The organism is Nonomuraea endophytica (assembly GCF_014203235.1).
In the GTDB taxonomy this organism is placed as follows: domain Bacteria; phylum Actinomycetota; class Actinomycetes; order Streptosporangiales; family Streptosporangiaceae; genus Nonomuraea; species Nonomuraea endophytica.
Window position 1 is genome coordinate 21,845 of the sequence record NZ_JACHIN010000024.1, and the last position, 13,304, is coordinate 35,148.

Genomic DNA, 13,304 nt, shown 5'->3' on the forward strand with positions numbered 1-13,304 from the left:
TACGGATCTTAGTAGCTTGGTGAGGGGGTGGCCGGCGTGCTCGTCGTGCTGATCCTGCTCGCGGTCGGCATCGCGGGCGTCTACTGCGTCTCGCTGGTCGTCGCGCCCCGGGGTGCGCTGCGGGCGGGGCCGTACCTGTCGGGAGCGCGGCCGGCCGAGCACGCCCTGTCGCGCTACCACGTCCGCTGGTACGCCGTGACGCTCATCTTCCTCGCCTTCGACATGGAGATGGTGTTCATGTACCCGTGGGCGCTGGTCGTGGCCGAAGTGGGGACGGTCGCGGTGGTGGAGATGTTCCTCTTCCTCGGGTTGCTGATGGTCGGGGTGGTCTACGCCTGGTGTGAAGGGGCGCTGCGGTGGGTCTGAGGGGGTGGCTGCTGCGCCACGCCGCCTCCCGGCCGCCGGTCCTGGTGGTCGCCGGGCCGTACGGCACGCGTCTGCGTCTGCTGGTCGAGGCCTGCGGATGGCCCCAGGCCCGCTCACCGGCGGCGGCCGCCGTCCTGGTGAGCTGCGGACCACTGGGAGACCGATTGGCCTCCGCGGCCGACAACGTGTGGAACGACATGCCGGGGCCGCGGGCCCGCGTGTCCCTGCCCGCGGACGCGACGGCCGCGCAGGTACGGGCCGCCTTGGAGCAGGCCCGCGAGTCCCTGGCCGACGAGACCGCCCAGCTACGGGACGCGGCAGAACACCTCACCACAGCCTGGCACCCAGGTGAGGCGGCCGACCCCACGATGTCGTGCGCCACCCCCTCAGAACCGCCCGCCGACGAGCACGAGCCTTCGGACGAGCACCTCGGCGGGCACGGGTCCTCGGGTGGGCACGCGGCGTCGCATGAGCACCCGGGTGGGCACGGGTCCTCGGGTGGGCGCGCGGCGTCGCATGAGCACTCGGGCGGGCATGGGGCGTCGCATGAGCACTCGGGCGGGCATGGGGCGTCGCATGAGCACTCGGGCGGGGGCGGGGCTTCGGGTGGACATGAGGGGCATATGGGGGTTGTGGGTGGGGTGGCGATGGCTGGGCGTGGGCCGGATCGGGACGGGCTCATGCTTGACCAGCTGCACGTGCCTCTCGGGCCGGTGATGGCGGACTGGCCGGATGGGCTCGTCGTCGAGACGGTCATGCAGGGTGACGTCATCCAGCGGGCTGTGGTGGTGACGGGGCACCCCGAGGCCGGGCGGAGCTTCTGGGACGAGCCGTGGCTGGCCGCCGCCGAGGGCGAGCCGGTCACCCGGGGCGCCGCGGAACGCCGCCGGGCGGCGGCACACCTCGACAGCCTCGGCCGCCTCCTCGCCGTGGCCGGCTGGCCCGACGCCGCCCGCACCGCCCGCCACTTGCGCGACCGCCTCCTGCAAAGTGACCGCCTCCTGCAAGGCGACCGCCTCCTGCAAGGCGACCGCCTCCTACAAGGCGAGGACCGCCTCGTGCGGGGCGATGAGGACGTGGTCGCCGACTATGCGCGGTTCGCCCGGCGGGTGCGGAGGTCGCGGGTGCTCGCCTGGATGCTGCGTGGGCTCGGCCAGGTCGACAGGGACCACGCCTTCCTGGCCGGAGACGTGCTCGACCGGGTCCACCGCCGGCTGGAGGCGGCCGGTGACGCGATCGGGCGGCTCCAAGACCACGCACCGCTGACCGTCGACCTGGGAGCGGGGGGAGAGGACCGCGGACCGTGGGGAGACGGCCGGGACAAGTGGAGCCGGGTTGCTGTCGATCTTCTGCCTGGGCTTCTGGAGGGTGCCGAGCTGGCTGAGGCGCGGCTGATCGTGGCCAGTCTTGACCCGGATCTGGCCCAGCTCTCACCCGAGGCCGCACATGGGTGAGGTGGCCGGGCTGATGGGTGGGCTGGGGGTGCTGGTGGCCGCCGTCGCGCTCAGTGAGAGGAACTGGGCGGGGGTGGCGCGGGGGCTGGTCGTGCAGCGGCGGCGCACGCTTCTGCCCGATCTGCTGCTCATCCGGCTCGGGGTCGTGACGCTGCCCGTTGTCGCGGTGCTGGCAGCGCTGGTGCTGCCCGTGGGGGAGCGGGCGGTACTGGATCTGGGCGTGGGGATCGTGTGGTTCAACGCGATGGAGGTCGGCGCCTGGGCGGCGGTGTGGCTGGCCGGGTGGGGGGCGAACTCGGTCTTTCCGCTGGTCGGCGGGTATCGGTTCGTGGCCCAGGGGCTGGCCTACGAGCTGCCGCACATGTTCGCGCTGATCACGGTGGCGCTGGGGGCGGGTTCGCTGCGGTTCGGGGAGGTGGTGGCGGCTCAGCGGGGGCTCTGGTTCGTGGTGTGGATGCCGGTGGCGTTCCTCGTGTACGTGATCTCGGCTCTGGCCATGGCGTTCTGGGGGCCGATGGGGGAGCCGGGCGGGGCGGGTATCGCCGGTGGGGTGACGGCCGAGCTGTCCGGGCCTGATCGGCTGGTGTTTCTCGCGGGGCGGTACGCGCTGCTGGTGGTGGCGGCCGCGGCGGCGGTGCCGCTGTTCCTGGGCGGTGGGGCCGGGCCCTGGCTGCCCGCGTGGGCGTGGACGGCGGTGAAGACCGTCGCCGTGCTGGCCCTGTTCGCGGGGATCGGGCGGCGGGTGCCGGCCGTACGGATGGACAGGTTCATGACGTTCGCCTGGATGGTGCTCATCCCGCTGTCCCTGCTGCAACTGCTGGTCGTCGGGATCGTGGTGATGTGATGGCGTTCTGGATCCTGGCGGTGCTCGCGGTGGCGAGCGGGATCGCGGTGTTCGTGGTGGATTCGATGGCGCGGGCCACGTTCGCGCTGCTGGCCTCGCTGATCGCGGTGGGTGCGACGTTCCTGCTGATCGACCTGCACTATCTCGGTGCGCTGATCATCCTGATGATGATCATGGAGATGCTGGTGATGGCGGTCTTCATGATCATGTTCATGATGAACCCGGCGGGGCTCATGCCGATGTCGATGCTGCACAACAAGACGGGCGCGGCGGTCATCTCGGCGGCGGTGTTCGCGCTGCTGGTGGCCGGGATCTTCCTGACCGACTGGCCGGACCGCAAGGGCGCGCCGCCGCCCGACCCCACCGAGGCGCTCGGCATGTCGATCATGGGGCCGAAGATGCTGGTCATGATGGTCATCGGGGTCGCGATCCTGGCCACGATGATCTCCACGGTGGTGCTGGCGACGCGGCGGGGCCGTTATGACGCTTGAGGGCTTCCTGCTGCTGGCCGCCGCGCTGTTCGCGATCGGCCTGTACGGCGCGCTGTCCCAGCAGTCGATCGTCATGCTCATGATGGGCCTGGAACTCATGATCAACGGCCTCATCGTGGCCGGCGGCGCCTTCTGGTACTTCGTGGCACCCCAGACGGCCGACGGCCAGGTCCTCGTGCTCGTCGCGGTCACCGTGATGGCCCTGGAGATGGCGATGGGCTTCGCCGTGACCACCGCCATCTTCCGCGCCCGCGACGTGGACACCACCGACGGCGCGGAGGACCTCAAGGGATGATCTGGATCCTGCCCACCGCCGTCGGCGCCCTGCTCCTCCTGGTACGGCGGGCCCCGCGCGCCACAGCCGTATCCACCGCGGCGGCCACCCTCGCGCTGGCCGTCTGGGCCGCCGTGACCAGGCCCGCGACGAGCTTCCCGCTGATCTTCACCTCCGGCTTCTCGGTCGACGGCCTGGCGGCCGTGATGGTGGTGACCGTGGCGGCGGTGGCGCTGGCGGTGCTGGTGTTCGCCACCGGCGAGCTGCGGGAGGCCCGCTTCTACGGCCTCATGCTGATCTTCGTCGGCGCGATGCTCGCGACCGTCACCGCGACCGAGCTGACCGTGCTGCTGATGGGGTGGGAAGTGATGGGCGCGATGTCGTACGCGCTCATCGGCTACTGGTGGCGCGACGGCGACCGGGTGACCTCGGCGGGGGTCGCGTTCGTGACCACGCGCGCGGGCGACCTCGGGCTATACGTGGCCGCGGGAGCCGCCTTCGCCGCCTTCACCACGGGCGGGACGTCCGGGCAGGTGCTCGGGCTGGCCGCACTGCCCGAGCTGCCGCAGCCGTGGCGGGACCTGGTGGCGGGCGGGATCGTGCTGGCAGCGCTCGGCAAGTCGGCTCAGCTGCCGTTCTCGTTCTGGTTGTCGCGGGCCATGGCCGGTCCGAGTCCGGTCTCGGCGTTGCTTCACTCGGCGACGATGGTGGCCGCGGGGGCGTACCTGCTGCTGAGGGTGGAGCCCCTGCTCGCCGCGACGGGATGGGCCGGACCGCTGGTGGCGTGGGTGGGCGGGCTGACGGCGCTGCTGCTCGGCGGGGTGGCGCTGGCCCAGCGTGATCTCAAGCAGCTCCTGGCCGCCTCGACGTGCGCGCAGCTCGGGTTCATGGTGATGGGGTCGGTGGCCGGGGGCGCGGCTCATCTGGTGGCGCACGCGGCGGTGAAGAGCCTGCTGTTCCTGGGCGCGGGCGCGTGGCTGACCGCGCTCGGCACCAAGGACCTGTCCGAGCTGCGCGGGGCGGGCCGCCGCTACCCGGTGGTGGGGGTGAGCTTCGCCGTGGGCGCGCTGGCGCTGGCCGGGCTGCCGCCGCTGTCGTTGTGGGTGACCAAGGACAGCGTGCTGGCGGCCGTCCACGACCCCTGGCTGCACGCGGTCGGGCTGGCCGCCGGGGCGCTGTCGGCGGCCTACGCGGGCCGGGCGCTGGTCGCGGTCTGGCGGGGTTCCCGTTCGGACGGGCGGCCAGCGGAGACGCTCTCCTGGGCGCCGCTGCCGGTCCTTGCCGCGGGCGCGGCGGTGCTGGGCGTCGTCGGGCTGCCCGCGGTCTGGGCCTGGTGGTCAGGGCTGGTGGGCGATCCTGGCGCCGCGCGGGTGGACGCGGGCTCGCTGGCGCTGTCGGGGGCGCTGGCCGCCGCCGCCGTGCTCACCGCGCTGGTACGCCTGCCCGAGCCACGCGTGCTGACGGGCTGGCTGGGACTGGAGGCGGCGGCGCGGGCCGTGCTTTGGCGGCCGCTGCTCGCGCTGGCCAGAGGGGCGGCGTGGTTCGACGACCGGGTGCTCGACGGCGCGGTCGAGGCGGTGCCGAGGCTGGGGATGGCGGCGGCCAGGCTGGCGCGCACGCCGTTCGAGATGGGCGTGGACGGCGTGGTGCGGGCGGTCGGCGGCGCGGCCATGGGGCTGGGACGGCTGGCCAGGCGCCCGCAGACCGGCCAGGTGCACACCTATCTCGCCCAGGCGGCCGTCGGGCTGATCATCCTGGCCGTGGCGATCGTGTTGGTGAGGTGAGCGGTGCTCGACCTGGTGATCTTCCTGCCCCTGCTGGCGGCGGCCCTGCTGGCGGTGCCCGGGGTCAGTGCCCGCTGGGTGTGGCTGGGCGCCACCGCCGTGGACCTGGCGCTGGTCGTGGCCATGTGGCTGGGCTACGACGGCGGCATCGGCTACGAGACCCGGCTGCGCTGGATCCCGTCGGTCGGCGCGGGCTACCACGTCGGCGTGGACGGGCTGTCGCTGCCGCTGATCGCGATGACGGCGGTGCTGTTCCTGCTGTGCGCCGTCTACTCGTGGCGCGAGACGCGGCGGCCGAGGTCGTACGCGGCGCTGTTCCTGTTCCTGCAGACCGTCTCCATCGGCCTGTTCGCCGCGCTCGACCTGCTGGTCTTCTTCGTCTTCTTCGACCTGTCGATCGTCGGCATGTACTTCGTGATCGCCGGCTGGGGGCACGGCGACCGGGCCAGATCGGCGCTGAAGTTCTTCCTGTACACCTTTCTCGGCTCGCTGGCGCTGCTGCTCGGCTTCATCGGCCTCTACCTGGGCGGCGGCACGTTCGACATGGTCGAGCTGATCGCCGAGCCGCCCGTGGTCCCCGCGGTGGTGCTGCTGGCGATCGGGGTGGGGCTGGCGGTCAAGACGCCGACGGTGCCGTTCCACACGTGGCTGCCGCCCGCGCACACCGACGCCCCCGCCGCGGGCTCGGCGATCCTCGCCGGCGTGCTGCTCAAGATGGGCACGTACGGCTTCGCCAGGATCGCGATGCCGATGCTGCCGGAGGCGTGGCGCGCGTACGCCTGGGTGATCATCGCGGTGGGCGTGGCCAGCGTGCTCTACGGCGCGCTGGTCGCCCTCGCCCAGGACGACCTCAAGCGCCTGATCGCCTACACCTCGGTCAACCACATGGGCTACATCGTGCTGGCGCTCGGCGCGGCCGGGCTGGCCCCGGGCGCCGGGCGGGCCAGAGAGCTCGCGGTCAGCGGCGCGGTCACCCAGATGGTCAGCCACGGGCTGATCACCGGAGCGCTGTTCCTGCTGACCGGCGTGCTCTGGGATCGGGCCAGAAGCTATGACATCGGCAGATACGGGGGGATCGCCGGGACCGCCCCGGTGTTCACCGCGATGGTGGCGGTCGCCGCCTTCGCCTCGCTCGGCCTGCCCGGCCTGTCGGGCTTCATCGCGGAGTTCCAGATCTTCACCGGCGTGATCGGGGCGGGCGCGGTCGTGGCCGGGGTGCTCGCCATCCTCGGCATCCTGATCACCGCCGCGCTGCTGCTGCGCGTCTTCCACCGCGCCTTCCTCGGCGCGCCGGGCGAGCTGCAGGTCTCCGACGTACGGCCGCGCGAGCTGATGGCCGTCGCGCCGCTCCTGGTGTTGTCCCTGGTCATCGGCCTGGCTCCGCGCTGGCTGCTGGACCTGGTCGAACCGTTCTCCGCCGCGCTGGTGAGCCTGGTGAGCCGATGACCGGCATGGCGGAGAACCCGCTCGACCTGCTCCCCGAGCTGCTCATCCTGGCCGGGGCGGTGCTCGGCCTGCTGACCGGCCTGTTCGTGCCGCGCGAACGGCAGGGCGTCGTGGCCTGGATCTGCGCCGCGGCCCTGGCCGGCTCGCTGGCCGCGACGCTGGCCGTCATCGGCCGCCCTGATGTGATGGCGTTCGAGTCGTTCGCCGTCGACCTGCCCACGAACGTCGCCCGCCTCACCGTCGCCGCCACCACCCTGCTCGTGCTCCCCCTGGCCAGGTCGTGGGCCCCCGGCGACCGGCGGGAGAGCGAGGTGTACACGCTGGTCATGCTGGCCGCGCTCGGCGCGCTGGTGCTGGCGGGGGCCGACGATCTGCTGGTGCTCGTGGCGGCGTACCTGCTGGCGAGCATTCCCGCCTACGCGCTCACCGGCTTCGCCAAGGACGCCGCCGGCACCGAGGCCGCGCTGAAGTACTACCTGCTCGGCGCCTTCCTCGGCGTGCTCATGCTGGCCGGCGTCACCCTCGTCTACGGTACGGCCGGCGTCACCGCCTACCCCGATCTGGACCGCGCCGCCCCCGGCGTGGCCGTGGTGCTGCTGCTGGCCGGGCTGCTGGTCAAGGCGGGCGGCGTACCTGGCCATTTCTGGGTGCCGGACGCGGCCGAGGGCGCCTCCAGGCCGGTGGCGGCGTTCCTGACCACGGTGCCCAAGGCGGGCGCGTTCGTGGCGTTGTACCGGCTGGCCCAGGACGTCTTCGACCAGCCCATGCTGCCGGCGGTCCTGGCGGCGGTGACGATGACGCTGGGCAACCTGGCCGCCTTCGCGCAGGACAACGTGCGCCGCCTGCTGGCGTACTCGACCGTGAGCCAGGCCGGGTACCTGCTGGTGCCGGTGGCGATGGCGGGCCGCGGCGACCTGGCGGAGCCGGCGCTGCTGTTCTACGTGGCCGCCTACGCGGTGACGAACCTGGGCGCGTTCGCGGTCGTCGCGGCGGCCGGGACCGACCGGCTGTCCGGGTACGCCGGACTGGCGAGGAGGTCACCCCTGCTGGCGTTCTCGCTGGTGGTCTGCCTGCTGGGGCTGGTGGGCACGCCGCCGACGGCGGTGTTCGTCGGCAAGGTGCTGGTGTTCGCGGCGGCCTGGCAGGGCGGCTACGCCTGGCTGGCGGTGGTGGCGGCGGTCAACACGGTGGCGAGCCTGTTCTACTACCTGCGCTGGATCCGGCCGCTTTACGCGGAGGGGGAGGGTGAGCCGGTGGGCAACGGGTGGGTGGCCTGCGTCTGCGCCGCGGTCTCGCTGGTGCTGGGAATAGCCAGTGGAGCCGTCTTGCTTATACCCTCAGGGGGTATCAACTGAGGAGGAAGCATGCGACGCCTGAACGCTCTGGAGCCCGAGCAGGCCCCGGCCAGGTCCCGTGACCTGCTGAACGAGATCATCGAACGGCGCGGCTCGGCGGGCGAGATGGTCGCCACCATGGCCCACTCCCCGGCGCTGCTGGAGGGCTATCTCGCCTTTTCGCGGGCCATGAAACGGGTGAAGATCCCCCGGCCGCTGTCGGAGAAGATCTCGCTGGCCGTACAGGAGTGGATCGGTTGCGCGATGTGCAAGCAGGCGCACGAGCGGGCGGCGCTCGCGGCCGGGCTGAGCGAGAGCGACGTGGCACTCGCCCGCCAGGGGACCTCGACCGACGCGCGCGAGGCGGCGCTCATCGGCGTGGCCGTGCGGGTGCTGGCCGAGCCGGGCTCGCTCACCGACGAGGACCTCGCCGAACTGCGCGCGCACGGCTGGAGTGACCGGATCATCGCCGAGGTCGTCGGCCTGGTCTCGCTGAACCTGCTGACCGGCGCGTTCAACCTGCTGACGGGGATCGAGCCGAAAGCAGAGACCGCAGCGACGTGACGAGCACGCCGCCCGCCTCCCCGCCGACGAGGCGGGCGGCCTCCACCTCCTGCGCCGCCGTGTGCAGCAGCGCGAAGAACGAGCTGACCTGCCACGACACCGGCACGTCCGTGCGGAAGTCGCCGCTTTCGCGACCGCGCTCGATGAGCCCCTCGACCCGCTTGAGCGGCTCGGCGTGCCGTTCGCGGATGCGCTCGGTGGGCAGCGTGCGGTCGGCGGCGATGAACAGGCGGCTGTGCCGGTTGAGTATCTCCCAGGACGAGCTCACCAGCCGGGCGAGCGCGTCGGGGGCGGGCAGCGTGGCCAGTTCCGGGTCGTCCAGCGCCTGGTCCGCCTCGGCGATCGCGCGGGTCAGCACCGCGGCCACCAGGTCCTCGCGTGATGGGAAATGCCCATAAAGCGTGACCCTGCCGACGCCCGCGGCCTTCGCCACCTCCGCCACGCTCGCACCGGGATCGCCGCTCAGCAGGCGTTGTCCGGCGGCGAGGATGGCTTCGATGTTGCGTTCGGCGTCGGCGCGGACCATGGCACGACCCTAACCTCTGGCCCGTCCCCGCCGGCAGCGCCGCCGGAAAACCGTCATCCAGCCCGCCAGGCCATCCCGTCCGGCCCGCACGGCGGGCGCCACCACAGAACAGCCCGGGAACGCCTGCGCACGCGGCAGCTCAACCACGACCAGGACCGGCTGGAGGCAGAGCGGCACCGCCACCGTGGCCATCGCGCCCACCTTCAGGACCCGCCCAGGTCCCAGGGGTCGCGGGTTCGGGGCTCGGGAAGGGGCGCGCGGGGGATGGAGGGTGTCGCAGACTGGGCAGGACGACAGCTCCATAAGCGGGAAACTCGCGCTATGTCGGGATTCCTGGCGACCTTGCCGTAATTTTCGCGAAATGTCTGTAGATCAGGTCAACGTGGCTGATCTTGACAACGTTGTCACGTCCGCCCTAGCGTCAACCCGGCCCCCACCAGTGGAGACGACTTGCGCACCCTGCACCAAGGCTGGACCCTGACCGGCTCAGACTTCTCCGGCGTCCCCGCCACGGTCCCCGGCTGCGTACACACCGATCTGCTGGCGGCGGGACTGATCGACGACCCCTACCTCGACCGCAACGAGGAACGGCTGACCTGGATCGGCCGCACCCCCTGGACCTACGAGACGACGTTCGACTGGACCGACACCGGTGAAGAACGCGTCGACCTGGTCTGCGCCGGGCTCGACACCGTGGCGACCGTGCTGGTCAACGGCATGCAGGCGGGCCGCACCGCCAACATGCACCGGACCTACCGCTTCGCCGTCGAGCACCTGCTGCGCGAGGGCGTCAACACGCTGGCCGTCCACTTCGACTCGCCCTACGCCTATGCCGAGGCCCGCCGCGCCGAGCTGGGGGAGCGGCCCGGCGCTTACGCGGAGCCGTACCCCTTCATCAGGAAGATGGCCTCCAACTTCGGCTGGGACTGGGGACCGACGCTGGTCACGGCGGGCATCTGGCGGGCGATCGGGCTGGAGGCCTGGTCGGGCGCGCGGCTGGCGGAGGTGCTGCCGACCGCGCGGGCCGACGGCGAGGTCGAGGTGCGCGTCCGGGTGGAGCACGCGCGTCCGGCCGCGTGCGAGGTGGTCGCTGAGGTGGCGGGCGTCGAGGCGCGGGTACGGCTGGCCGCCGGAGAGACCAGCGCGGTGCTGCGGATGCGGGTGGAGGATCCCGAGCTGTGGTGGCCCCGGGGGTATGGGGAGGCCCGGCTTTACGACCTGACGGTGCGGCTCGGCGACCAGGTGCGGACGGAGCGCATCGGGTTCCGAGACGTCCACGTCGACCGGGAGGCCTTCCGCCTGACGGTCAACGGCGCCCCCGTCTACGTCAAGGGCTTCAACTGGATCCCGGACGACTGCTTCCCGGCCCGGATCACCCCCGAGGACCTGGCCGAGCGCTTCACCCAGGCCACCGACGCCGGAGCCAACCTGCTGCGCGTCTGGGGCGGCGGCACGTACGAGTCGGACGCCTTCTACGACCTCGCCGACGAGCGCGGGGTGCTCATCTGGCAGGACTTCCCGTTCGCCTGCGCCGCCTACCCGGAGGAGGAGCCCCTCTGGAGCGAGGTCGAGGCCGAGGCGCGCGACAACGTGGCCCGTCTGATGCGCCATCCGTCGCTGGTCCTGTGGTGCGGCAACAACGAGAACATCGAGGGCTTCTGGCATTGGGGCTGGAAGAAGGAGCTCGCCGGGCGTACCTGGGGAGAGGGCTTCTACCAGGACCTGCTGCCGCGCGTCGTGAACGAGGTCGACCCGGCGCGCGCGTACTGGCCGGGCAGCCCCTACTCCGGCACGCCCGACCGCGACCCGAACGACCCCTCGCGTGGCACGATCCACATCTGGACCGTCTGGAACGCCCAGGACTACACCCACTACGCGAACTACACTCCGCGCTTCGTGGCCGAGTTCGGCTTCCAGGGCCCGCCCGCCTACGCCACCCTGCGAAGAGCCTCATCCGACCAGCCGCTCACGCCCGACTCCTCCCCGCAGAAGGCGATCGGCGGCCAGGACAAGCTCCTGCGCGGCCTGGGAGCGCACCTGCCGCGCCCGGAGACGTTCGACGACTGGCACTACTACACCCAGCTCAACCAGGCCCGCGCGATGGCCTTCGGCGTCGAGCGCTTCCGCGCGCTGATGCCGTACTGCATGGGCACGATCATCTGGCAGTTCAACGACTGCTGGCCGGTCACGTCGTGGTCCGCCGTCGACGGCGACGGCCGCAAGAAGCCGCTCTGGTACGGCATGCGCCGCGCCTACGCCCCCCGGATCCTCACCTTCCAGGGCGCCGAACTGGTGGCGGTCAACGACTCCGCCGAGCCGTGGGAGGGCGAACTGGCGATCACCAGGATGTCCGTCGCCGGCGAGACGCTGGCCAAGGAGTCGGTGACGATCAGGGTCGAGCCGAGGGCCGTGCTGGGCGTGGAACCGGCGATAGCCGACCTGGCCACGGGCGAACTGCTGGTGGCCGAACTCGACGGCACAAGAGCCCTGCGCCTGGCCGCCGAAGACCCGGAGATGGGCTACCCGGCCGCCGACTACACGACCGGCGTGGAGGTCGTGGACGGCGGCGTGAGGCTGCGGGTGACCGCCAGGACGATCCTGCGCGACCTGGCCGTCTTCCCCGACCGCCTGGCCCAGGACGCCGTCATCGACGACCAGCTGGTCACCCTGCTGCCCGGGGAAAGCGCCACCTTCCACATCACCACGACGCAGGCCCTGGACCACGAGGCGCTGACCAGCTACCCGGTCCTGCGCTGCGTGAACGAACGCCGCTGAGCCCTCGACCGGCCAAGAGCGGAGTTGTCACGGCGAGCACCCCGTGAGCCCTCACGACCATCGCTCGACAGACCCCGGCGGGGTACGGCGGGCCGGGCAACCGGGCTTGCCGTAACCCCGCAAGAGGGTTGGGGCGCGGAACGCGCCTTGCCCCAGGACGAACGCGAGAGAGGGCGGTTACGGGCGGGATTGGGGGCTGAGGGGGCCGGTGAGGTGGGGTTCGATGACGTCGGCGAGGATCTCGTCGATCGCCTTCAGCGCGTCCGCGCCGAGGTGGACGCCCGCTGCCGCAGCCGAGTCCGTGATCTGCTCCGGCCGGGAGGCGCCGACGATGGCGCTGGAGACGTTCGGGTTGGCCAGCGTCCAGGCGATCGACAGTTGCGCGAGCGGGAGGCCGTGGTCGGCGGCGAGGGGGCGGAGGTTCTGGACGCGGGTCAGGATCTCGTCCGTCAGCAGCCGGGTGACGTACTGGCCGCCCTCCGGGTCGGTGGCGCGGGTGCCGGAGGGGAGAGGGGCGCCGGGCAGGTACTTGCCGGTCAGCACTCCCATCGCCTCGGGCGAGTCCAACCCGGCCGTGTGGGTCAGGAACAACTGGGACGCCCAGCGGGCCAGGGCCGAGGCGATCAACAACGGCATCGCCACCAAGCCGATCTTCATGTGGTTCGGCGGCTGGTTCGGCGACCTGACCAAGGCCGTGGACGACTACGTGGGCGCCGCGCAGGCGGCCGACAAGCTGCCCATGCTGGTCGCGTACAACATCCCCTACCGTGACGCCTGCGCCACCCACTCCAACGGCGGCGCGGCCGACGCGGCCGCCTATCACGCGTGGATCACCACGTTCGCCCAGGCGATCGGCAGCCGCCACGCGGTCGTGATCCTGGAGCCCGACGCCGTCGCCGCCGCGCCGTGCGTGACGCAGGTGGGCGGGGATCCGGAGGACCAGTACCGGATCCTCCTGGACGCGACCCAGGTGCTGAGGGCCAACGCGCCGAACGCCTGGGTCTACCTCGACGCGGGCAACTCCGGCTGGGTGACGAACAAGAACGACCTGGTCACCCGCCTCGGCAAGGCCGGCATCGCCAACACGCGCGGCTTCGCGCTGAACGTCTCCAACTACAAGTGGACCGACCAGACCACCACCTACGGCACGGATGTCAAGAACCTGCTGGCGCCCGCCCACGGGAGCAAGCCGTTCGTGATCGACACCAGCCGCAACGGCAACGGCCCCTACCCCGGCGACTCCACGCCCGAGGACGACTGGCGCAACCCGCCGAAGCGCAAGCTGGGCGCGGCCCCGGCCAAGTCGGCCTCGGGCGCGCCGAGTACCACTACTGGGTCAAGGTGCCCGGCGACTCCGACGGCAGGTGCGGCATCGCGCCGACCACGCCGGCCGGGCAGTTCAGCCCCGACCTGGCCATGGCGCTGATCAACGGCAACCCGTAACGG

13 protein-coding genes are annotated in these 13,304 nt (G+C 72.0%); 11 read left to right on the forward strand and 2 right to left on the reverse strand.

The window, feature by feature from the left end; translation table 11 throughout:
* Positions 1–36 precede the first annotated feature (36 nt).
* From HNR40_RS49620 to HNR40_RS49660, 9 genes are read left to right on the forward strand one after another with little or no spacing between them, the layout of a single operon-like run.
* Positions 37–366 (forward strand): NADH-quinone oxidoreductase subunit A, encoded by a 330-nt coding sequence (locus HNR40_RS49620; protein WP_312896838.1) that lies wholly within the window; start codon positions 37–39, stop codon positions 364–366.
* Positions 357–1,820, forward strand: a complete 1,464-nt coding sequence (locus HNR40_RS49625; RefSeq protein WP_184974679.1) for a hypothetical protein — start codon at positions 357–359, stop codon at positions 1,818–1,820. Before HNR40_RS49620 ends, HNR40_RS49625 begins: the two co-directional genes overlap by 10 nt.
* Positions 1,813–2,664: an NADH-quinone oxidoreductase subunit H gene (locus tag HNR40_RS49630; protein ID WP_184974681.1), complete on the forward strand. Its 852-nt coding sequence runs from the start codon at positions 1,813–1,815 to the stop codon at positions 2,662–2,664. The genes HNR40_RS49625 and HNR40_RS49630 overlap by 8 nt, the downstream gene beginning before the upstream one ends.
* Positions 2,664–3,155: an NADH-quinone oxidoreductase subunit J gene (locus HNR40_RS49635; protein WP_184974683.1), complete on the forward strand. Its 492-nt coding sequence runs from the start codon at positions 2,664–2,666 to the stop codon at positions 3,153–3,155. The genes HNR40_RS49630 and HNR40_RS49635 overlap by 1 nt, the downstream gene beginning before the upstream one ends.
* Positions 3,145–3,450 (forward strand): NADH-quinone oxidoreductase subunit NuoK, encoded by a 306-nt coding sequence (gene nuoK, locus HNR40_RS49640; protein WP_184974685.1) that lies wholly within the window; start codon positions 3,145–3,147, stop codon positions 3,448–3,450. Before HNR40_RS49635 ends, nuoK begins: the two co-directional genes overlap by 11 nt.
* Entirely contained in the window at positions 3,447–5,213 is a 1,767-nt protein-coding gene (locus tag HNR40_RS49645) for an NADH-quinone oxidoreductase subunit 5 family protein (RefSeq protein ID WP_184974687.1), read from the forward strand. The genes nuoK and HNR40_RS49645 overlap by 4 nt, the downstream gene beginning before the upstream one ends.
* A gap of 3 nt (positions 5,214–5,216) precedes the next feature.
* A complete protein-coding gene (locus HNR40_RS49650; protein WP_184974689.1) occupies positions 5,217–6,659 on the forward strand; it encodes a complex I subunit 4 family protein in 1,443 nt (480 codons plus the stop codon).
* Positions 6,656–8,014, forward strand: coding sequence for an NADH-quinone oxidoreductase subunit N (locus HNR40_RS49655; protein ID WP_184974691.1), 1,359 nt, complete (start codon positions 6,656–6,658; stop codon positions 8,012–8,014). Before HNR40_RS49650 ends, HNR40_RS49655 begins: the two co-directional genes overlap by 4 nt.
* A 9-nt stretch (positions 8,015–8,023) precedes the next feature.
* Positions 8,024–8,557, forward strand: a complete 534-nt coding sequence (locus HNR40_RS49660) for a carboxymuconolactone decarboxylase family protein (RefSeq protein WP_184974693.1) — start codon at positions 8,024–8,026, stop codon at positions 8,555–8,557.
* On the opposite strand, the gene HNR40_RS49665 is transcribed toward HNR40_RS49660, so the two are convergent.
* On the reverse strand, positions 8,508–9,083 hold the full coding sequence (locus HNR40_RS49665; RefSeq protein ID WP_184974695.1) for a TetR/AcrR family transcriptional regulator: 576 nt from the start codon (positions 9,081–9,083) through the stop codon (positions 8,508–8,510). The genes HNR40_RS49660 and HNR40_RS49665 overlap by 50 nt on opposite strands.
* Positions 9,084–9,533: 450 nt before the next feature.
* Between HNR40_RS49665 and HNR40_RS49670 the strand changes: the two genes are divergently transcribed.
* Positions 9,534–11,858 carry a glycoside hydrolase family 2 protein gene (locus tag HNR40_RS49670; RefSeq protein ID WP_184974697.1) on the forward strand — a complete coding sequence of 775 codons (2,325 nt, stop codon included), beginning with the start codon at positions 9,534–9,536 and terminating at the stop codon, positions 11,856–11,858.
* Positions 11,859–12,035: 177 nt separating this feature from the next.
* On the opposite strand, the gene HNR40_RS49675 is transcribed toward HNR40_RS49670, so the two are convergent.
* Positions 12,036–12,401 (reverse strand): aldo/keto reductase, encoded by a 366-nt coding sequence (locus HNR40_RS49675; RefSeq protein ID WP_312896839.1) that lies wholly within the window; start codon positions 12,399–12,401, stop codon positions 12,036–12,038.
* Here HNR40_RS49675 and HNR40_RS49680 point away from each other — a divergent pair.
* Entirely contained in the window at positions 12,388–13,284 is an 897-nt protein-coding gene (locus HNR40_RS49680; RefSeq protein ID WP_246510787.1) for a glycoside hydrolase family 6 protein, read from the forward strand. The genes HNR40_RS49675 and HNR40_RS49680 overlap by 14 nt on opposite strands.
* Positions 13,285–13,304 lie beyond the last annotated feature (20 nt).

Bases quoted from the DNA above. Each gene is read 5' to 3' on its own strand.
- HNR40_RS49630 (WP_184974681.1), top strand. From the start codon at position 1,813: ATGGGTGAGGTGGCCGGGCTGATGGGTGGGCTGGGGGTGCTGGTGGCC.
- HNR40_RS49635 (WP_184974683.1), top strand. From the start codon at position 2,664: ATGGCGTTCTGGATCCTGGCGGTGCTCGCGGTGGCGAGCGGGATCGCG.
- nuoK (WP_184974685.1), top strand. From the start codon at position 3,145: ATGACGCTTGAGGGCTTCCTGCTGCTGGCCGCCGCGCTGTTCGCGATC.
- HNR40_RS49645 (WP_184974687.1), top strand. From the start codon at position 3,447: ATGATCTGGATCCTGCCCACCGCCGTCGGCGCCCTGCTCCTCCTGGTA.
- HNR40_RS49655 (WP_184974691.1), top strand. From the start codon at position 6,656: ATGACCGGCATGGCGGAGAACCCGCTCGACCTGCTCCCCGAGCTGCTC.
- HNR40_RS49660 (WP_184974693.1), top strand. From the start codon at position 8,024: ATGCGACGCCTGAACGCTCTGGAGCCCGAGCAGGCCCCGGCCAGGTCC.
- HNR40_RS49665 (WP_184974695.1), bottom strand. From the start codon at position 9,083: ATGGTCCGCGCCGACGCCGAACGCAACATCGAAGCCATCCTCGCCGCC.